Origin of the sequence: Pseudonocardia sp. Ae331_Ps2 (assembly GCF_001932405.1) — a bacterium.
In the GTDB taxonomy this organism is placed as follows: domain Bacteria; phylum Actinomycetota; class Actinomycetes; order Mycobacteriales; family Pseudonocardiaceae; genus Pseudonocardia.
The window spans coordinates 5,239,791-5,259,422 of record NZ_MCIM01000001.1; the positions used below are offsets into that span (position 1 = coordinate 5,239,791).

Annotated in this window: 17 protein-coding genes; 4 read left to right on the forward strand and 13 right to left on the reverse strand. The window is 75.6% G+C overall.

All coding sequences use genetic code 11. The features are described 5' to 3' along the window. Positions 1-9 precede the first annotated feature (9 nt). On the reverse strand, positions 10-1,968 hold the full coding sequence (locus Ae331Ps2_RS24510; protein WP_075306262.1) for a VWA domain-containing protein: 1,959 nt from the start codon (positions 1,966-1,968) through the stop codon (positions 10-12). Next, positions 1,961-3,355: a sigma 54-interacting transcriptional regulator gene (locus Ae331Ps2_RS24515; protein WP_075311761.1), complete on the reverse strand. Its 1,395-nt coding sequence runs from the start codon at positions 3,353-3,355 to the stop codon at positions 1,961-1,963. The genes Ae331Ps2_RS24510 and Ae331Ps2_RS24515 overlap by 8 nt, the downstream gene beginning before the upstream one ends. A 104-nt stretch (positions 3,356-3,459) precedes the next feature. Between Ae331Ps2_RS24515 and Ae331Ps2_RS24520 the strand changes: the two genes are divergently transcribed. Both Ae331Ps2_RS24520 and Ae331Ps2_RS34015 read left to right on the forward strand, forming a co-directional pair. Beyond that, positions 3,460-4,155 carry a TetR family transcriptional regulator gene (locus tag Ae331Ps2_RS24520; protein WP_075306261.1) on the forward strand — a complete coding sequence of 232 codons (696 nt, stop codon included), beginning with the start codon at positions 3,460-3,462 and terminating at the stop codon, positions 4,153-4,155. Next, the gene (locus Ae331Ps2_RS34015) at positions 4,152-5,321 is read left to right on the forward strand and encodes an oxygenase MpaB family protein (RefSeq protein WP_075306259.1); all 1,170 of its coding nucleotides are present in this window, start codon (positions 4,152-4,154) and stop codon (positions 5,319-5,321) included. The genes Ae331Ps2_RS24520 and Ae331Ps2_RS34015 overlap by 4 nt, the downstream gene beginning before the upstream one ends. Here Ae331Ps2_RS34015 and Ae331Ps2_RS24530 read toward each other — a convergent pair. The 9 genes from Ae331Ps2_RS24530 to Ae331Ps2_RS24570 all read right to left on the reverse strand — a co-directional run bounded on the left by Ae331Ps2_RS24530 (position 5,309) and on the right by Ae331Ps2_RS24570 (position 15,108). Further along, complete coding sequence (locus tag Ae331Ps2_RS24530) at positions 5,309-6,091, reverse strand: hypothetical protein (RefSeq protein ID WP_075306257.1); 783 nt, start codon at positions 6,089-6,091, stop codon at positions 5,309-5,311. The genes Ae331Ps2_RS34015 and Ae331Ps2_RS24530 overlap by 13 nt on opposite strands. Further along, positions 6,088-6,993 carry a M56 family metallopeptidase gene (locus Ae331Ps2_RS24535; RefSeq protein ID WP_075306255.1) on the reverse strand — a complete coding sequence of 302 codons (906 nt, stop codon included), beginning with the start codon at positions 6,991-6,993 and terminating at the stop codon, positions 6,088-6,090. The genes Ae331Ps2_RS24530 and Ae331Ps2_RS24535 overlap by 4 nt, the downstream gene beginning before the upstream one ends. 79 nt (positions 6,994-7,072) lie before the next feature. Beyond that, positions 7,073-7,414, reverse strand: a complete 342-nt coding sequence (locus Ae331Ps2_RS24540; protein WP_139318712.1) for a BlaI/MecI/CopY family transcriptional regulator — start codon at positions 7,412-7,414, stop codon at positions 7,073-7,075. Between the two features lie 74 nt (positions 7,415-7,488). Beyond that, positions 7,489-7,995, reverse strand: a complete 507-nt coding sequence (locus Ae331Ps2_RS24545) for a L,D-transpeptidase (RefSeq protein WP_075306253.1) — start codon at positions 7,993-7,995, stop codon at positions 7,489-7,491. A gap of 172 nt (positions 7,996-8,167) precedes the next feature. After that, a complete protein-coding gene (locus tag Ae331Ps2_RS24550; RefSeq protein WP_075306252.1) occupies positions 8,168-8,908 on the reverse strand; it encodes an enoyl-CoA hydratase in 741 nt (246 codons plus the stop codon). Further along, complete coding sequence (locus tag Ae331Ps2_RS24555; RefSeq protein WP_075329799.1) at positions 8,905-11,394, reverse strand: FUSC family protein; 2,490 nt, start codon at positions 11,392-11,394, stop codon at positions 8,905-8,907. The genes Ae331Ps2_RS24550 and Ae331Ps2_RS24555 overlap by 4 nt, the downstream gene beginning before the upstream one ends. 40 nt (positions 11,395-11,434) lie before the next feature. After that, positions 11,435-12,418, reverse strand: coding sequence for an SGNH/GDSL hydrolase family protein (locus Ae331Ps2_RS24560; RefSeq protein ID WP_083695942.1), 984 nt, complete (start codon positions 12,416-12,418; stop codon positions 11,435-11,437). A 192-nt stretch (positions 12,419-12,610) separates the two neighbouring features. Continuing rightward, positions 12,611-13,927, reverse strand: coding sequence for an adenosylmethionine decarboxylase (gene speD, locus Ae331Ps2_RS24565; protein ID WP_249265563.1), 1,317 nt, complete (start codon positions 13,925-13,927; stop codon positions 12,611-12,613). A gap of 11 nt (positions 13,928-13,938) precedes the next feature. Beyond that, entirely contained in the window at positions 13,939-15,108 is a 1,170-nt protein-coding gene (locus tag Ae331Ps2_RS24570) for a type III PLP-dependent enzyme (protein WP_249265562.1), read from the reverse strand. A gap of 131 nt (positions 15,109-15,239) precedes the next feature. Between Ae331Ps2_RS24570 and Ae331Ps2_RS24575 the strand changes: the two genes are divergently transcribed. Next, the gene (locus Ae331Ps2_RS24575; RefSeq protein WP_020623247.1) at positions 15,240-15,698 is read left to right on the forward strand and encodes a pyridoxamine 5'-phosphate oxidase family protein; all 459 of its coding nucleotides are present in this window, start codon (positions 15,240-15,242) and stop codon (positions 15,696-15,698) included. 77 nt (positions 15,699-15,775) lie between these two features. On the opposite strand, the gene Ae331Ps2_RS24580 is transcribed toward Ae331Ps2_RS24575, so the two are convergent. Together Ae331Ps2_RS24580 and Ae331Ps2_RS24585 are read right to left on the reverse strand one after the other, a co-directional pair. Further along, positions 15,776-16,885, reverse strand: a complete 1,110-nt coding sequence (locus Ae331Ps2_RS24580) for an acyl-CoA dehydrogenase family protein (protein ID WP_075306249.1) — start codon at positions 16,883-16,885, stop codon at positions 15,776-15,778. Next, positions 16,885-18,087, reverse strand: a complete 1,203-nt coding sequence (locus Ae331Ps2_RS24585) for an acyl-CoA dehydrogenase family protein (protein ID WP_060714566.1) — start codon at positions 18,085-18,087, stop codon at positions 16,885-16,887. The genes Ae331Ps2_RS24580 and Ae331Ps2_RS24585 overlap by 1 nt, the downstream gene beginning before the upstream one ends. Positions 18,088-18,151: 64 nt before the next feature. Here Ae331Ps2_RS24585 and Ae331Ps2_RS24590 point away from each other — a divergent pair, with 64 nt between their 5' ends. Next, positions 18,152-19,624: an NAD-dependent succinate-semialdehyde dehydrogenase gene (locus Ae331Ps2_RS24590; protein ID WP_075306247.1), complete on the forward strand. Its 1,473-nt coding sequence runs from the start codon at positions 18,152-18,154 to the stop codon at positions 19,622-19,624. Positions 19,625-19,632: the final 8 nt, after the last annotated feature.

Consider the following 19,632-nt stretch of genomic DNA (forward strand, 5'->3'; position numbering starts at 1 on the left):
TGCTGCGGCTCAGCCGGTGCGGCGGCGCAGGTAGTCCGAGACCACCTCGGCACCGAGACCGTCGAGGTCGGGCTGCACCACCCGTCCCCCGGCCCGGCGGGCGAGCCGGTTCACGAACGACAGCAGCCCCGGGTCGTCGCCGAGCACGAAGAAGGTGAACGCCGCGTCCATCCCGATCAGCTTGTCCAGCCCGTCCACGGTCGCCCGCAGGGTGTACGGGCTGGGCGGGTAGTCGAAGAACGCCTCGCCGTCGGGCTCCAGGTGCGCGGTCGGCTCGCCGTCGGTCACCACCAGGACCACCGGCGTCGCGTCGGGCTGGTGGGCCAGCCGTTCGCGGGCCAGGAGCAGGGCGTGGTGCAGGTTGGTGCCCTGCATGTACACGCCCTCCAGCCCGATCAGCTCGCCCAGCTCGACGGTCTGCGCGTGCCGGCCGAACGTGATCAGCGAGAGGTCGTCGCCGCGGAAGCGGGTGGAGATGAGCTGGTGCAGGGCCAGGGCGGTGCGCTTCATCGGCACCCACCGGCCCTCGGCGACCATCGACCACGACGTGTCGACCAGCAGCGTGACGGCGGCCCGGGTGCGCTGCTCGGTCTCGACGATCTCGACGTCGGACACGTCGAGTGCCCGGCCGTCGCCACCGGCGCGGCGCAGCTGGGCGTTGAGCAGGGTCCGGGGCACCGACCAGGCCTGGGTGTCCCCGAAGGCCCACGGCCGGGTCGCCCCGGTCGCGTCGCCCGCCGCCCCGGCACGCCGGGTGTCGCGCTGCCCCGACCGCCCGGAGATCCGGTCGGCGACGTCGCGCAGCACCGACTGCCCGAGCGTGCGCAGCGCCTTCGGCGAGAGCAGCAGCGAGCCGTCGGGTGCGCGCCGGAACAGGTCCTGGCGCTGCAGCTCGCGTTCCAGCTCGGCCAGGGTGCGGGCGTCGGCGGCGGCCTCCGGGCCGAGCATCTCGGTGAGCGCGTCGAGGTCGATGTCCTCCATCCGCGCACCGGGGTAGCTCTGCGCCAGCTGTTCGGCCAGCGCGTCGAGCTGCCCCAGCTCCTCCAGGGCGCGGGTCGCCTCGCCCATGCCCATCGGGTTCTCGCCGCGGAAGTTCCCCTTCCCCGACCAGTCCTCGCCCGGACGCAGGCCCTGCAGCTGCGTGTCCAGCCGGGCCAGCGACTGCGCCAGCCGCGGGTCGCCGAACGCCTGCTGGGCCAGTTCGGCCAGCTCGGCCCGCTGCTCGGCCGACATCGAGTTCATCATCCGCTGGGCCGCGGCGGCCCGGGCGGCGAGCGCGGCGACCAGCTCCTCGGTGTTCTGCGGGTTCTCCGGGAAGTGCTCGCCGTGCTCGCGCATGAACTCGGCGAACCGTTCGGTGGTGTCCTCGCCGCGGGCGTGGCGGTCGAGCAGGTCGTTGAGGTCGTCGAGCATGGCGTTGATCCGCTCGACGTCGGAGGGGGTGGCGTTCTGCATCGCCTGCTTCATGCCCTCGAAGCGCTGGTCGAGCATCTCCCGGCCGAGCAGGTCGCGGATCTCCTGGTAGGCCTCGCGGGCGTCGGAGGAGCGCCAGTCGTACTCACCCAGCTCGCGCACCGCGCCGCCGGTGTCGGTGGGCAGGGCGTCGAGCTGCATCTCGCGGAACCGCGCGTCGTCGGAGTCCTCGCTGCCCAGCGACTCGCGCTCGGCGTCCAGCGCCCGGGCCAGGAGTTCGCGGACCTCCTGCAGCGTCCCGTCGATCCGGTTGTCGCGCTGCAGGTCGCGGCGCCGCTCCCACACCCGGCGGGTGAGGTCGTCGAGGCCGCGTCGCCCGTCGAGACCGCGGCGGAGCAGCTCCTGCAGCGCCTGGCGCGGCGAGGAGCCCTCCATGACGTCGCGACCGATCTGGTCCATCGCCGCGCGGATGTCGTACGGCGGCGCCAGCGGGTCGGGCCCGCCGGCGTAGGGGCCGTAGGCGTAACGGCGGCGACGACGCCTGGGATCAGCCATACGACACCGTGTCTCCGTCGTCGCTCTCGTCCTTGGCCAGTTTGCGGGTCAGGAACAGGTACTCCAGCGTCAGCTCCGCCGCCGAGGCCATCGGCCCCGGGTCCTCGGTGCCCGAGGCGCCCAGCTTGGCCGCGATCTCGGTGAGCGCGTCGACCTGCGGCAGCGCGGCGACGACGTCCTTCGCCGGGATCCGCTCGCCGGTCCGGACCGGGCTGGTCGAGACCGCGTCGGCGAGCTCGTCGAGGTCGACGCCGCGGAGCGCGAACCGGGCGGTGTCGGCGGTGGCGCGGCGCAGCAGGTGCTCCAGCACCTCGTCCTCGCGCCCCTCCTCCCCCGACGCGAACTCGATCTTGCCGCGGAGCACCGCGGGGACGGATTCCAGGTCGACCGGGCGGGCGTACGGGGTCTCCTCCCCGGTCAGCGCGGCACGGCGCAGCGCCGCCGCGGCGACCGTCTCGGCGGCGGCCACGGCGAACCGGGCCGACACCCCCGAGCCCTGGTCGACCGCGGAGGAGTCGCGCAGGTGCCGGGTGAACCGGGCGACGACCTCGAGCAGGTGTCGCGGCACCTCGGCGACGAGGTCGGCCTCCTGCGCGACGAGCTCGACCTCGGGCGCCAGCTCCAGCGGGTAGTGGGTGCGGACCTCGGCGCCGAACCGGTCCTTGAGCGGGGTGATGATCCGCCCGCGGTTGGTGTAGTCCTCGGGGTTCGCACTCGCGACGAGCAGCACGTCCAGCGGCAGCCGCAGCGTGTAGCCGCGGACCTGGATGTCGCGCTCCTCCATCACGTTGAGCAGCGCGACCTGGATCCGTTCGGCCAGGTCGGGCAGCTCGTTGATGGCGACGATCCCGCGGTGCGACCGCGGGACGAGCCCGAAGTGGATCGTCTCGGGGTCGCCCAGCGAGCGGCCCTCGGCGACCTTGACCGGGTCGACGTCGCCGATCAGGTCGGCGACCGAGGTGTCGGGCGTGGCGAGCTTCTCGGTGTAGCGGTGGTCGCGGTGCACCCACGCGACGGGCAGGTCGTCGCCGAGCTCGGCGGCGCGCCGGATCGAGGCGGGGACGATCGGCTCGTAGGGGTGCTCGCCGATCTCGGAGCCCTCGATGACCGGGGCCCACTCGTCGAGCAGCCCGGCCAGCGAGCGCAGCAGCCGGGTCTTGCCCTGGCCCCGCTCACCGAGCAGCACCAGGTCGTGGCCGGCGATCAGGGCCCGCTCCAGCTGCGGGACGACGGTGTCGTCGAAGCCGACGATGCCGGGCCAGGGGTCGCGGCCCTCGCGCAGGGCCGCCAGGAGGTTGTCGCGGATCTCGTGCTTCACAGGGCGCTGTACGTGACCGGACGCACGCAGTGAGCCGACGGTACGGGGAAGGTCAGGTGTGACGGGCACGCTCTCCACGCTACGCCCGCTCCCGGGGTGCAGCGCGTCGTCGCGGAACGATGTTCCGCGGGACCGGACTGGAATCTGTCTGGCTGTACAGATAGTTTGTCGGTATGGCCGATGCCCGCCCCGACGGACGACGACGACGCGGCGCCGACACCCGTCGCGCGCTGGTGCGGGCCGCCGTCGACGTCGTCGTCGCCCACGGCTTCGACCGGCTCACGCTGCGCCAGGTCGCGGACCGTGCGGGCGCCTCCGCCGCGGCGGCGACCTATCACTTCGGCACCGTCGACGCGCTGCTGGAGGCGGTCGTGGTCGAGCTGGAGCGCGACGCCGTCGCACGGCTGAGCGAGCTCACGCGCCGGGCCCGCTCCGGCGAGCTGACCCTGCTCGACGCCTGCACCGCCTACCTGGCCGACCTGCTCGGCCCCCGCCGCCCGGTGTTCCTGACCATGCTGGAGCTGCGCGTCCGCGTCGCCCGGGGACACGGCGGCGCCACCGGCCCGCACGGCACGGAACCCGACCCGGAACCCGACGCGGCCCTGATCGACCTCATCCAGGACCACGTCGGGAACCGGGAGCGGGCCCGCGAGCTGTTCGCCGGGGTCTTCGGGCTGTCCGCGCTCGCCGTGTTCGCCCCCGCACCGCCGACGGAGCACGAGCTGCGGGCCCGGATGGCGCGGCTGCTCGCCGGAGCCGGGCTCCCCACCGACGACGACCGCGACGAGACCCGCCACGGGCCCCGGCCCGAGACCCGCCGCCGGACCCGACGGCCGCGGCCCGAGACCCAGGAGGACCGGTTCCCGTGACCGCCACCCGATCCCCCGGCGCGCCCGACCGCGGCGCCGTCGCCGCCCGCTTCGGCCCCGCCCGCGCCGACCTCGCGCTGCGCGCCAGGACCACCGGCGACCCGCTCGCCGACGCCGTCGTCGCCGAGATCCGCGCCGCGGGCCGCGACGGCGGCCGGGCGCTCACCGCCCAGCTGCAGCGCGGCATCCGCGAGGGACTCGCCTCGCTGACCGACCCCTCCCCCGCCGTCGCGGCCCTGCTCGGCTCCGCCGAGTCGGTGCCCGCGGGCACCGACCCCGCGATCCTCGACACCGGGGTCCGACCGATGTTCACCGCGCCGCCCGCGGTGCACACCCTGTCGCTGTCGGCGGGGGCACTGCTGCGCACCTACGGCTCGCCGTCGATCGCGGTGCTGCTCGGCACCACCGGACGGCTGGTGGAGTCCGCCGAGCGCCGCCTCACCGAGACCGGCGCCTGGCTGCTCGCCGCCACGCTGCCCGGCGGCATGCGGCCCGGCAGCCCCGGCTACGTCGGCACCCTGCAGGTCCGCGTGCTGCACGCCCACATGCGCGTGCTCGCCCGCGACCGCGGCCTCGACGAGGCCGTGCACGGCACCCCGGTCAACCAGCTCGACCTGGTCCGCACCTGGCTGGACTTCACGCTCGTCTCGATGCGGGCCGAGGCGACGATCGGGTTCGGGCTCACCCCCGCCGAGATCACCGAGGTCTACGCCTGCTGGCAGCTGCTGGCCCATCAGCTCGGCATCGACCCCGAGCTGGTCCGCGACGTCACCTCGCACGCCGCGGCCGAGGAGCTCGACGCGCTGGTCAGCGCCGTCACCGGACCGCCAGCCCCCGAGTCACGCGCCCTGGCCGGGGCGCTGATCGGGGCCGTCGCCGTGCTGCTCGTCGAGCCGCTGCGCCTGCCCGTGCCCCACGGCCGGCGCCTGTTGCGGGCACTGGCCCGGCGCTTCCACGGCGCCGCGGTGACCACCGGGCTGGGTCTGCGGCGCAGCCCCGGGTGGGAGCTGGCCGTCGCGGCCCTCGGCCGGATGGTCGCGCTGCAGCGCCGGTGGGTCCGGCGCAGCCCGGCGTCGCTGGAGGCCGTGCGGGTCCGCAACATCGCCGCGACCCGGGCGCTGCTCGCCGACGACGGCCCCACCCTGTTCGAGGCCTACGGCGCCTGAGGTCGGTCCGGGCCGTCCCACCAGCGCGACGACAGCCCGGCGGCCTCGACGGCCCCGGCCAGCGCGGCGCGCCGCCGGTCCGGCCCGACCAGGACGATGCCTCCGCCGTGGCCGAGTGCGGCGGCGACCCGGTCCGCGGGCTGCAGGTGCAGACCCGGGCCGAGGTCCGGCGACCCGAGCTGCGGGTAGGTGTCGGCGACGGCGAGCAGCGGCCCGGCCGGGCCGTCCCGGCGCCCCCACAGTGCGACGACGTGCGCGACCGACCAGTCCGGCCCCGGGCGGGCCCCGGCGTCGAGGTCGGCGACGGCGGTCGCGGCGGCGCCCAGCTCACCGGTCGCGAGCGACGCGAGCACCCCGACCGGGCCGTCGCCGGTGACCGCACCGAGCAGCCCCACGAGCCGGTCGCCGGTCCAGTCCCCGGCCGCCGGGACCGCCGCGAGCGACTCGCCGGAGAACTCCTCGACCGCGCGTCCGAGGCCGGCCACCGGGGTGCCGGAGGGCTCGTCGTCCGCGGCGACCGGCAGTCCCTGCAGGTAGTCGGCGTCCGCGGGTGCCCCGGGCGGCCGCGACGCCACGTCGTCGCCGGGCCGCACCCGGGTGCCCGCCGCGTGGGCGAACGCCGCCACCGTCGGTGCGGGCAGCGGCGAGAGCGCGGCGACGAGCAGCCGGGCGACGAACGGCCCGGCCAGCTGGTCGGGCTGGGGCAGCGACGCCGCGTGCACCCGCACCAGCGCCTCCGCCCCGGGGAACGCCCGGACCGGGCCGCTCACGGGGCCACCAGCAGCCACACCGGGATCGCCACCAGCGCGACCGCGACCAGCCGGACCAGCCCGTGCACGACACGCGGCAGCGGGGCCGGCGGCGCGGTGATCCGGTCGATCCGGGCCTCCAGCGCATCGGTGAACGAGGACAGCGCCGCCGCCGGCGCGGACCCGCCGACGGCCTTGAGGGCGGTCGCCAGCTCGGTCGGGTCGCAGAGCTTGCGGGCGACGTCGTCGGCCCGCATCTCGATCAGCCGGGCCACCGCGAGCTGGGCGTGCACCATGCCGCGCACGAACGGTGCCGTCGCACCCCACGCGATGAAGGGCAGCACGACCAGGTCGTGGCGTTCGCGCAGGTGTGCCCGCTCGTGCGCGAGCACCGCGACGACCCCGGCGGTGTCGAGCGCGTCCAGCACCCCCGCCGACACCACCAGCCGGGAGCTGCGCCCGGGCAGGCAGTAGGCGACCGGTACGGGATGGTCGAGCACGCGGGTACCGGAGGCGTAGGGCCAGGGCGAGGCGAGCACGTCGAGCAGGTCGCGGTGGCGGCGACGGGCCCGCAGCGTCCGCACGGTGGTGATCACCAGCACCGACAGCAGCCGCAGCAGCACCCCGACCGCGATGAGCAGCGCCCCGACGTGCAACGGGTCCATCCGTTCCGGCCACTCCCCGGCCGACAGCGACGACGCCAGCGCGGCGGCCGCCGAGGGCAGGCTCTCCCCCATCGGGGAGAGCCCGTAGGCCAGCCCGGCACCGAACAGCGAAATGCCGCCGCCCAGCCCGACGGCCTGCCACAGCAGCAGCGCGCCGACCGGGTCGCGGCCGGGCCAGCGCGCCCGGGCCAGGGCACGGCTGACCGGCTCGGCGAGCAGTACGCCGAGCAGCCCGAGTCCGAGCGCGGTCAGCTCCATCGCGTCACATCGTCGCGGAGGGCGCGCCGCGGCGCCGCATCACCCCCGCGACCGGACAGGATCCTCGACCGTCCGGCGCTCAGCCGAGCAGGTCACGCAGGCGCGACCGCTCCTCCTCCGACATCGAACCGAGGAATCGCGCGAGGGCGGCGCCGCGGTCGGACGCGTCGTCGAGCGCGTCGGTCATCAGCTCGGCCACGTGGTCCTCCCGGCTGGCCACCGGGCGGTAGTGGTGGGCGCGGCCGTCGCGGATGCGCCGGACCAGCTGCTTGCGCTCGAGCCGACCGAGGACGGTGAGCACGGTCGTCGTGGCCAGGTCGCGGTCGGCGAGCTGATCCTGCACCTCACGGGCCGTCATGTCCCGGTCCGACTCCCAGAGGACGTTCATGACCGCCCGCTCCAACTCGCCCAGACTCGTCACGTAGGTCATCCTACGCGAACCTTTCTACTGCGCGTAGAACCCCCGCGGGAGATGGCTCACACCCGGGTGTGTCGTCAGTGGATCTGCACCTGGTCGCCGACCTGCAGGTTCTCGAACCACTGGCGCGCATCGGACTCGCCGAGCTTGACGCACCCGGCCGACGGGGTCGAGAGGTCGCCCTGGTGGAAGGCGATCCCGCCCTGGGCGAAGAACACCGACCACGGCATCTGGGTCAGCCGCTCCCGGCTGGTCCGCTGCTCGGCCTTCCACTGCACCGCGAAGGTGCCGGTCGGCGTGGGGGCCTCCGGGTCGCCCGGGCGCATCGCGACCGGCCCGGCGACGACCTGGCCCGCCTCGATCAGCCAGGTGGAGCGGCTCGCGAGGTCCACACAGGCGCGCGCCGAGGAGGTGCACGGCGTCCCGGCGACGAGCGAGCCGGTCGCGACCTGCCGGTCGGTGGGGTCGGGCTGCTCCGACGGCTCGGCGAGCGCAGGGCCCACCACGAGCCCGGCGAGGGCACCGCTCAGTGCGACACCCGCCACGAGGAGCCCGACGATCCGGCTCCGTCCCCGTGCCCGCATCCGTCCGCTCCTCCGTCGGGTCCGGCGGGCTCGACCCGCCCGGACCGACCGGATGCACAGCGCGACCGGTCGTCCTCGAACCGTAGTTCGATCACGATCTTGGACTGAACGGGTGCATCGCATACCCCCGATCGGCGGTACGCGAGGCGCGCCGGACGGTCGGTGGCGGCGGTCAGCGGCCCCGGAACACCGGGACGCGCTTCTCGGTGCGGGCGGCGCGGCCCTCGGCGATGTCCTCGGCGGCCCAGCAGCCGCGGAAGTCCGCGGCGAGCCCGTCGACGACGGCCGGGTCGGTGTGCCCGCCACGGCCGAACGCGTTCACCGCACGCTTGTTGTAGGCCAGCGTGAGCGGGGCCATGGTCGCGACGTCACGGGCCAGGGCGAGTGCGGCGTCGCGGTCGCCGAGGGTGTCGGCGAGGCCGCGGGCGTGCGCGGTGGCGGCGTCGACCGTGGCGCAGGCCAGCAGCAGACTGCGGGCCGTGCCGCCGCCGGCGATCTGCACCAGCCGCTCGATCGTCCACGGGTCCACGGCCAGCCCGAGCCGCGCGGTCGGCAGCCCGAACACCGCCTCCGGGGCGGCGACCCGCAGGTCGCAGGCCAGCGCCAGCTGCAGCCCGCCGCCGATCGCGGGCCCGGTCACCGCGGCGACGGTCGGCATCGGAAGGTCGGCGACCGCGTGCAGGCCGGTGTAGAGCGCGTCGAGGAACTGGTCGGTGTAGACCTCGCCGAAGTCGGCGCCGGAGCAGAACGCCGACCCGTTCCCGGCGACGACGACCGCCCGCGCGCCGGCCGCGCGGACCTCGGCGGCGGCGTCGACCAGCTGCCGGCAGGTCGCGATGTCCAGGGCGTTGCGGCGCTCGGGGCGGTTCAGCTCGATCAGACCGACGTCGTCGTGGGTGCTCACGGAGATCACGGGCCGGACCCTAACCCGCGGTCGACCCCCCCGGACCCGTCCGCGTGACCGGCGCCGCGCCCGGCGGGCGCGGGCTCGCTCCAGCTCTGTCCGCACAGCTCCCGGGCCAGCCCGACCGCGAGCTGGTCGATCCGGCGCAGCCTCCGCGCCGCGGCCAGCCGCCGCGTCCGCTCGGTCCCGGGGCCGACCACCGCCCGCGACGCGGCGTCGGCCTCGGCGGCGTCGAGCAGCTCCTCCGCGGAGCCGACGCCGTAGTCGGCGGGGCTCGCGCCGGGCGGGTGCTCGCGCCGGTCGGCGGGGCCCCAGCCGTCGTCGAGGATGCGGCGCAGGCCGTCGAGGTCCGCGCGGACCCGCTCGGCCGCGGGCTCCAGCGTCGCGGCCCAGCCGGGCGCCGACGCCGTCGCGGCCTGGGCGGCGAGCTGGCGGGTGTAGTGGTCGATGGCCCCGACGACGCGGACGGTGTGGTGCACCCCGCGGCGCAGCGGCCTGCGGGCGACGGGGTGCTCCAGCGGCACCGCACGGGTCCGCACGGTGGCCACCGCGGCGTCGACGGCGCGGGCCCGCTCCAGCGGGTCACCGGCTCCGGGGCGGCCCAGTGCCGCGTCGACCGAGGTGCGCAGGGAGACGTCGACCGCGGTGAGGGCGTCGTCGAGGGCCTCGGCGAAGGCCGTGCGCGAGCGGGTGGGCAGGATCAGGTAGGCGGCGAGCATGCCCAGCGCGCCACCGACGACGGTCTCCTCCACCCGCAGGACCAGGGTCTGCACGCTGAACTGGCCGATCACGCCGTAGAGCAGGGCCAGCACCGCGGTGATCCAGAACGCCATCATCGCCTGCGAGATCCGCACCAGGTACAGGGCGAGGAACACGCAGACGAACAGCAGCGCGAGGCTGGCGACGACGTTGCCGCCCACCAGCAGCGCCAGCAGCATCCCGGCCACGACGCCGCCCGCGGTGCCCACCGCGCGGGCCCAGCCGCGGCTCAGGACGTCGCCGCGGCTGGCGGTGCCGGCGAACACCACGAACGCGGCGATCACCGCCCAGTACCAGCGGGCCGGTGAGATGAGCTCGCCGACCACGATCGCGAGGCTGGTGGCGACGCCGACCTGCACCGCCTGGCGGGTGTGCAGCGCGAGCCCCTCGAACCGGTCCCGACCCGCCGGGGTGTCGCCACCGGTCTCACCGGAGGAAACGGTCTCACCGGAGGGAGCAGGGGCACCTGAGGGAACGGTGTCGCCGGGCGGGGCCGGGTCGCCGGAGGGGACCGGGTCGCCGCCCGCGGTCGCCCGGTCGGTGTCGTGGTGCTCGGCGATCCGCAGCCGGGCCTGCTCGACGGTGGTCTGCATCGCGTCGGCGAGCCGGACGACGGCGAACCCGATGCGCTGCTCACGAGCGGCGGGCCCGACCCCGGACGGCCGGTCCACGATCTCGGCGACGGCCGACCGGGCGCCGTCGTAGAGGCGGGCGGCGATCGCGCCGGGTGTCCCGACGGCGGTGGCCGCGGCGAGGGCCCGCAGTCCCTCGGCCAGCGCGGCGCGGTCGTCGTCGGGGATCGGGTCGTGGTGCTCGACCGACCGGCGGACCGACATCGCGACCCGTTCGGCGGCCAGCTCGGAGTCGATGATCCACTGCCGCAGGCCGGCGGCGGGTCCCGCGGTGGCGGCGGTGTCGTTCCCAGCGTCGGTCGCGGTGTCGGTCGGGGTGTCGGTCCCGGCGGCGGTGTCGGTGTCGGTGTTCGTGTCGGGGTCGGGGTCGGTGTCGTCGAGCCGGTCGGTCACCAGCAGCGCGGTCTCGTTGAGCCGGGCCTGGGCGCGCACCAGCGGGTCGAGGTCGGGCTCGCCCTCGGTGGTCTCCACCGCCTCGACGGCGGTGAGCAGCAGCGCGTGCAGCCGCGCCTCGAACGCCCGGAACAGCGCGTCCAGCACGGCCTCGGAGCGGCGGGTGAACACCAGGCAGCGCAGCAGGAAGGTGCTGCCGATGCCGATCACCACGCCGGCCAGCAGGTACGGCAGCTCGGCGGGGCCGGCGTGCAGGAACTGCACGAAGAAGAACGGCATGAACGCCGCCATGCCCAGCGCGACCCCGCGCGGCCCGTACCGCCGGACCGCGACGGCGACGACCATGACCAGGACGAACACGACGTCGGCCGCGACCCGGTTCGTCGACAGCAGCGCGGACACCGTCGCCGACGCCGCGGCGGGCAGCACCATCAGGGCGGTGGTGACCCGCCGCCGTCGCAGGTCGTTCTCGTTCACCGCCAGGTTGCTGACCATCGCCAGCACCACGGAGAACAGCACGATCGTGACCGGCTGCCCGGTCAGCGCGCGCAGCACGCTCGCCAGCACCGCGGCGAGCAGCATCGCCGCCGTCGCGACCGAGGCCAGGTGCAGCCGGGTGTGGCCGGGGTCGACCGCGGCCGCCCACGTCCGCAGCTCGCCCCACCGGGCCGGCACCGGCATGCGCCGTCCGCGCTCGACCGTCCGCGTCACGGTGCGAGTCTGACACGCACCGCGACCGCCGCTCCGGGGGTCAGCCCGCGGTGCGGGCCTGCGGCGGCAGCGACGCGGTCGGCACCGGGTTCGTCGCCCCCGGGACCGGCTGCGAGGCGGGCCGGGCGACCCGGATGCCGAGCACGTCGCCCGCGGCCGCGGCCATCGCGCGCATGCCCTGCGCGTTGGGGTGCACCGGCGCGGCCGGGGAGGTCGGGAGCAGGCCCTCGACCCACTTCACGCCGGGCAGCGTGCAGGCGTCGTGGCCGATGGTCGGGGTGTAGGTGTCGACGTAGTCCACCCCGGCGTCGCGGGCGGCGCCGGCCAGCATCGCGTTGAGCTTCTTCTCGGTCTCGCGCAGGTAGGCGGTGTCGCCCGCGCTGAACGGCATGACCGGGTAGCAGCCGGGACCGGTGTCCGGGAGGATCGACGGGTACCCGACGACGGCGACCCGCGCGGCGGGCGACCGCTCGCGGATCTGCTCGAGCACGTCGGAGACCTTCGACTCGGTGCCGTCGATCCGCTCGGCGAGCTGGTCGGTGCCGCCCGCGGTGAAGAAGTCCTTGCAGGCCGCGCCGAACAGGTTCGCCGAGGAGCGGCGCACGCACTCGCCGATGATACCGGAGAACCCGATGTCGTTGCCGCCGATGGTCAGCGTGACCAGCGACTCGGACCCGTCGAGAGCGTCGAGCTGCGGCGGGTTCGGGCCGGCCTTCACCTCCTGCGGGGCCGTCATGACCTCGGTCGTCGCACCGCTGCAGGACACATCGGTGAACCGGCCGATGCCGGCGGAGCGGGCGAGCACCGAGGGGTAGTTCTGGTTCGAGCGCTGGCAGCCCGACGGCGTGCCCTGCTGCACCGGGACCAGCGGGCCCGCGGCGTAGGAGTCGCCGAGGGCGACGAAGCGCCCGACCGGGGCGGAGTCGAGGTTGCGCGCGGACAGCGTGGTCTCGGCGAACGTGGTCGGCGCCTCCGCCTGCGCGGGCGCGAGGGCGCTCATCCCGGCCGAGCTCAGCAGGGTCATAGTCGCCACGGCGAGCCACCGGGACGGGCGGGGACGGCGCACGGGTTCTCGGACCTCCGGTCGGACGTCGCCGGCGTGGGCACGCCGGTCCTGACCGACCAACGATCATCGTCGCGGACCGGTTACGCCCCGTTCGGCGCACGTGACGGGCCGGGACCGCCCGGCCCGTCACGCACCGTGGACGGGGCTCGCTCAGTCGGTGAGCCTGCGCAGCGACAGCGGCGCGACCAGGCGGTGCCGCAGCGCGGTCGCGTCCCACAGCTGCGGCTGCAACGGCATCGACGCGAGCCGCTCGGCGGCCACCGCGCCGGGGTCGGCCATCGGCTCGCGGACGCCGGCGAGGAACGCCCACTCGTGCTCCTCGCACCCGATGTAGACCCCGCGACCGCCGGTCTCGCCGAACACCGCGGCGAAGCGCTGCCAGGCCGAGCGCAGCGTCGCGTCCCGCCACACGGCCGGGCTGCCCGCCTGGAACACCAGGACCCCGCCGGGGGTGAGCCGCTGTGCGCAGGCCCGGACGAACTCCTCCTCGTAGAGCCGGTTGATCTGGGCGTCGGGCACGTCGGGGCGCTCGTCGGGCAGGTCGACGATCACCAGGTCCCAGTGCTCGCGCGCGTCCAGGACGAACTGCCGCCCGTCGCCGTAGGTGAGGTGCACCGGGCCCTCGCCGCGCTCGGCCGCGGCCAGGGACTCGGGGGTGTAGCCGTAGGGCAGGTGCTCGGCGCAGATCCGGACGGCCTCGGCGTCGATGTCGACGTGGTCGACCCGGCTCGCGCCGGCCGCGACCGCCATCTCCGACGCGACGCCCTCCGAGGAGCCGATGATCAGCACCCGGTCCAGCTCGCGGGCGAGCAGGGCACCCGGCCACACCAGCGCTTCGTGGTAGGTGAGCTGGGTGTGCTCGGTGGACTGGCGCTCGTCGTCGCAGAAGAGGGTGACGCCGTGCGCGGTGTCGGCGACGACGACGTGCTGGAACCCGGTGTCCGCGACGTGGTGGACCCGGCCGAGGTCCCAGCGCCGGGTCAGGCCGGGCGAGAGGGGTTCGGTGACCGTGCGCGGGGCGCCGCCGCGGTCGACGACCTGCAGCGCGGTGTCGGTCGCGCCGACGCGGTCGGCGAGGCGGCGCACGGCGTCGACCGGGTCGGCGCTCTCGCCGCAGGTGAACACGTCGACGTGCATGCCGCCGTGCTCGGGCCAGGTGTGGATCGAGGCGTGCGACTCGGCCAGGACCGCGACGACGGTCGCCCCCTGCGGTTCGAACCGTTCGACGACCACCTGGCGGACCTGGGCTCCGGCCTCGGTCAGCGCGGCGGTGAGGTCGCTGCGCAGGCGGGCGCAGTCGTCGAGGATCTCGGGGGCGATGCCGCCGAGCTCGGCCAGGACGTGCCTGCCGACCGGCGACGAGGTGCTGGGCAGTGCGGGCGCGCCCGTCCCCAGCCCGGTGCCCGGATGCAGTTCTCCGGCCGCGGTGGCGGGCACGGACATGGTGGGCGAGGTGGAAGATGACACGTCCGGACACGTTAACCGCGATGTGGGAACGCCGCCCCCTCCTCGCCGACGACCACGTTCAGCGGTCCGAAGCCGTTGAACCCGATCGAGGCGTAGCTGGAGGTGTAGGCGCCGGTCCCGAGCAGGTCGACGACGTCGCCCGCGGCCAGGTCCAGCGGCAGCGCGACCGTGGTCCGGCGGTAGACGACGTCGTCGCCGTCACAGGTGGGGCCCGCGACCACGACCGGTCCGCACGGGCCGGAGCGGCCGGGCACGCGCAGCGGGTAGGCGATCGCCTCGCCCTCGGTCTCGGCCAGGCCCTGGTAGCGGCCGACGTCGAGGTACACCCAGCGACGGTGGTCGACCCCCGGGCGGCGGGACACCCGCAGCACCCGGGCGCGCAGCACCCCGGCCGGGGCGACCAGCGCGCGGCCCGGTTCGAGCAGCAGCGTCGCGTCGTCCACGTGCCCGGCGGCGACGGCCGTGGCCACCGCGCTGCGCACGGCCGCGGCGTAGTCCTGCGCGGGGGCGACGGCGGTGCGGTAGGCCACCGGCCAGCCGCCACCCAGGTCCAGCTCGGGGCGGCGCAGCCCGGCCCGCCCGGCGACCCGCAGCGCGAGCGCGACGGCCCCGGCGTAGGTGGCGGGGCGGGTCTGCTGGGAGCCCGCGTGGAAGGTGACCCCGGCCGCGACCAGGCCGCGGTCCGCGACCCGGTCCAGCAGCGCGACGGCGGCGTCGGGCGGGGCGCCGAACTTGCCGTGGAACGGCGTCGCCGAGCCGGTGTCGTCGACCGAGAGGCGGACCTGCACCCGGGCGCCGGGGACCTCGGCGGCGAGGGCGTCGACGTCCTCGGCGCTGTCGGTGACGAACCGGGTGACGCCGTCGCGGGCGGCCCGGGCGGCGGCACCGGGGCCGCGCACCGGGTTGCCGTGCTGCAGGGTCGCCGGGTCCGCCCCGGCGGCCAGGCACAGGTCGATCTCGGCCTGGGAGGCGACGTCGAACCCGGCCCCGGCCGCGACGAGGGTGCGCAGCACCGCGGGTTCCGGGCAGGCCTTGACGGCGTAGAGGATGCGGGCGTCGCCGAACGCCGCGGTCAGCGCGCGGTACCGCTCCCCGACGACGACGGGGTCCAGCGCCAGGTACGGCGTCGGACGGTCGGTGGCGAGCAGCCGCTCCAGGCCGGGGCTCAGGGTGTCGGGCACACCGCGATCGTCTCCCGGGCCGGGCCGCGCCCCACCGCCGGGGCACGACCTGCGGGGCCACGACCCGCCGGGGCCCGGACCGGCCCGACCGGACCGCTCCGGGCGCCGGGCCCCTGATCTAGGTTCGACCCATGACCGCACCGAAGCCGCAGCGCCGCGCCCGGAAGATCGCCATGACCCCGGAGGAGGTCACCGCGTTCCTCGATGCCGAGCGCACCTGCCGGGTCGCCACCAACGGCGTGAACGGCCCGCACGCCACCCCGCTCTGGTACGTGTGGGACGGCGAGGCGCTCTGGCTGACCTCGCTGTCGCGCTCGCAGCGCTGGACCGACCTGCAGCGCGACCCGCGGATCGCCGTCGTCGTCGACGCCGGCCACGACTACTCCGAGCTGCGCGGGGTCGAGCTGCGTGGCTCGGTCGAGGTCGTCGGCGAGGTCCCGCGCACCGGGGAGCCGCACCCCGAGCTGGAGCGGGTCGAGCAGGCGATGGCCGACCGCTACTTCGGCGGGCAGGTCGTGATCGACGGCCGGCACGCCTGGCTGCGGCTGCGCCCGGAGAAGATCACCAGCTGGGACTTCCGGAAGATGTGATCGTCACGGGTGAGGGGATCGGTGCCGGATGTGGCACCGATCCCCTCACCCGTGACGATCACCGGGTTCCGGCCGGGTCAGGGCCGCCCGGTCACCAGCGGCCAGAGGCCGTCGGCGCCCGCGGCCAGGGCGGCCGCACCGACCCGGTCGTTCCAGTACGCCTCGGTGCCGTCCTCGTCCCGCCAGGCCCACAGCCGGGTCGTGACCAGCCGCAACGCGTGCTCACGGGTGAACCCGATCGCGCCGTGCACCTGGTGGGCGATCCGGGCGACGGCCGTGGCCGCCTCCGAGCAGCGGGCCTTCGCCGCGGCGACGGCGAACGCGGTCTCCGCGGCGGCGAACCCCGCGCGCTGCGCGGTCGAGGTCGCCGCGGCGGAGGCGGCCGAGGCGGCGGCGACCTCCGACCCGGCCTCGGCGAGCATCTGCTGCACCGCCTGGAAGCGGCCGATGGGGCGGCCGAACTGGGTGCGCTCCCCGGCGTAGGCGACCGAGGCGGCCAGCGCGCCGCGGGCCGCGCCGGCGAGCAGCAGCGATCGTGCCAGCGCCGCCCGCAGGGTCAGCTCCGTGGCCGCGTCGGCCGGGGCGGTGCCGATGGCCGTCGGGGTGACCGCGTCGAGGGTCAGTCCGTCGCGGGGCTCCTCGGCGAGGTTGACGCCCTCGGTGACCCGCGCCGCGGCCGCGTCGAGCACGAGCACCCGGTCGCCGTCGAGCACGACGACCGCGGCGAGCGAGCGCCCCCACGGCACCCGGGTCAGCTCCGCCGACACGGTGCCGCTGCCAGTGACGCCGCCGGTGCCGCCGTCGGTGCCACCACCAATGCCGCCGTGAGTGCCGCCGCCGGTGAGCGCGCCCCCGGCGGCCCCGGCAGGGCGGTCCCCGCCGGTCGCGTCGGTGACGACCGCGGCCAGCGGCCCGTCGGGCACGGCGAGTCCGGCGGCGCGGGCCAGCCACCCGGCGAGCAGGTCGGTCTCGGCCAGCGGCAGCCGGGCCGCCGCCGCGCCGGCGACCTCCAGCAGCACGGCGGCGTCGTCGAGGGTGCCGCCGGTCTCCGGGTCGGTCAGCGAGGTCAGCCCGGCCCCGGCGCACGCCTTCCAGGCGGCCGTGTCCAGGCCGGTGCCCTCGCGGTCGTCGGACCCGGCGGCCAGGATCGACGCGGCCAGGTCGGCGAGGTCGGTGTTGCGGGCCATCAGCGCAGTCCCATCCCCCGCGCGACGATGCCGCGCAGGACCTCGTTGGTACCGCCGCGCAGGGTGAACCCGGGCGCGTGCAGCACGGCGTCGGCGAGCAGCCGAGCGAACCCGGACTCCGCGCCGGGGTCCGGTGGGATGTCGACCAGCAGCCGGGCGGCGTCGACGATCTCGTTCTCGAAGCGGGTGCCGAGGTCCTTGACCAGGGCTGCGGCCAGCTCGGGCGCCTCACCCGACTCCAGGGCCCCGGCGACGGCCAGCGACATGGCCCGCAGCGTCCACAGCCGCGACACCAGCGACCCGACCCGGCGCCGGGTGCCGGTGTCGACACCGCCCGACGCCGCGGTCAGCTCTCCGACCAGCGACGACAGCAGCGGGTAGGTCGACAGGAACCGCTCTGGTCCGGACCGCTCGAACGCCAGCTCGCCGGTGACCTGGGCCCAGCCGTTGCCGATCTCGCCGAAGACCCGCGAGTCGGGGATGAACACGTCGTCGAAGCGGACCTCGTTGAAGTGGTGTGCCCCGGTGAGCAGCGGGATCGGGCGGATCTCCACCCCGGGCGAGTCCAGCTCGACCAGGAACTGGGACAGCCCCGCGTGCCGGTGGGCGTCGTCGCGCGGCTCGGTGCGCACCAGCGCGAAGAACGCGTGCGCGTGGTGGGCCCCGGAGGTCCAGACCTTGGTGCCCGACAGCCGCCACCCGCCGTCGACGCGGGTCGCCCGGGTCCGCACCGACGCCAGGTCGGAGCCGGAGTCCGGTTCGGACATGCCGATGCCGAAGTACACCTCGCCGCGGGCGATGCCGGGCAGGAACGCGCGACGCTGCTCCTCGGTGCCGTGGCGCAGCAGCGACGGCCCGATCTGGCGGTCGGCGATCCAGTGCGCGGCCACCGGGGCGCCCGCGGCGAGCAGCTCCTCGGTGACGACGTAGCGCTCCAGCGCGGTGCGGCCGTGCCCGCCGTACTCGGTGGGGATGGTCATACCGAGCCAGCCGCGCTCCCCCAGCCGCCGCGAGAACGACTCGTCCCAGCCGGAGAGCCACACGTCCGCGCGCGGGGTCCAGCGATCGGCGTCGCGCTCTTCGTCGAGGAAGGACCGGACCTCGGCCCGCAGGTCCGCCAGCCCGGCGGGGAGCTCGACCGGGTCGGGCACGAGCTCGGGCAGCGTCGCTGCCGCTGTCGATGTCACTGCCACGGGCCTCATCATGACCCAGCCCCGCCGACGCCGCCGGTGTCTATGGGCCGACTCACCGGGGTACGTTCCGGGCATGACCACCAATGCTGACGAGCGCAGGGTGCTGGATGCCGTCCCCACCGGCCTGTTCATCGGCGGCCAGTGGCGGCAGGCGGAGAACGGTGCGACCGCGAAGGTCGAGGATCCGTCCACCGGAGAGGTCCTGACCGAGGTCGCCGACGCCTCCCCCGCCGACGGCATGGACGCCCTCGCCGCCGCGCACGCCGCGCAGCCCACGATCGCCGCGATGGCACCGCGGGAGCGCAGCGAGATCCTGCGCCGCGCCTACGACCTGCTCCACGAGCGGATCGACGACCTGGCCCTGCTCATGACCCTGGAGATGGGCAAGCCCTTCGCCGAGGCCAAGGGCGAGGTCACCTACGCCGCGGAGTTCCTCCGCTGGTTCTCCGAGGAGGCCGTGCGGATCGACGGCGGCTACCAGGTCGCCCCGAACGGCCAGACCCGCTTCCTCACCATCCGCCAGCCCGTCGGGGTCTGCGTGTTCGTCACCCCGTGGAACTTCCCGCTGGCCATGGGCACCCGCAAGATCGCTCCGGCGGTCGCCGCCGGCTGCGCCTCGGTGATCAAGCCCGCACCGCAGACACCGCTGACGATGTTCGCGTTCGCGCAGGTGCTGGCCGACGCGGGCCTGCCCGACGGCGCCCTGAACGTCATCAACGCCACCGACGCCGGCGCGGTGATCGAGCCGATCCTGCGCGACGGCCGCGCCCGGAAGATGTCGTTCACCGGGTCCACCCCGGTCGGGAAGCTGCTGCTGTCCCAGGCCTCGGACAAGGTGCTGCGCTCGTCGCTGGAGCTGGGTGGCAACGCCTCGTTCATCGTGCTCGACGACGCCGACGTCGACGCCGCCGTCGAGGGCGCCATGATCGCCAAGATGCGGAACATGGGCGAGGCCTGCACCGCGGCGAACCGGTTCTACGTCCAGCGCGGCGTCGCCGAGGCGTTCACCGCCAAGCTCGCCGAGCGGATGGGTGCGCTCAAGGTCGGCCGGGGCACCGAGGAGGGCGTGAACGTCGGCCCGCTGATCGACGCCAAGGGCCGGGACAAGGTCACCGACCTGGTCGCCGACGCCGTCGCCGCGGGCGCCTCGGTCGCGCTCGGCGGGAAGGCCCAGGACGGGCCGGGCTACTTCTACCCGCCGACCGTGCTCACCGACGTGCCGGTCGACTCCCGGCTCAACCACGAGGAGATCTTCGGCCCGGTCGCGCCGATCACCGTCGTCGACACCGCCGACGAGGCGCTGGCCGCGGCCAACGCGACCGAGTTCGGCCTGGTCAACTACGTGTACACGCGCGACCTGAACCGGGCGCTGCACATCGCCGAGAACCTCGAGAGCGGCATGATCGGGCTCAACACCGGCCTGGTGTCGAACCCGGCCGCCCCGTTCGGCGGAGTGAAGGAGTCCGGGCTGGGCCGCGAGGGCGGCGCCATCGGCATCGACGAGTTCCTCGAGACCAAGTACGTGGCCATCGGCTACAGCGGCTGACCACGGGC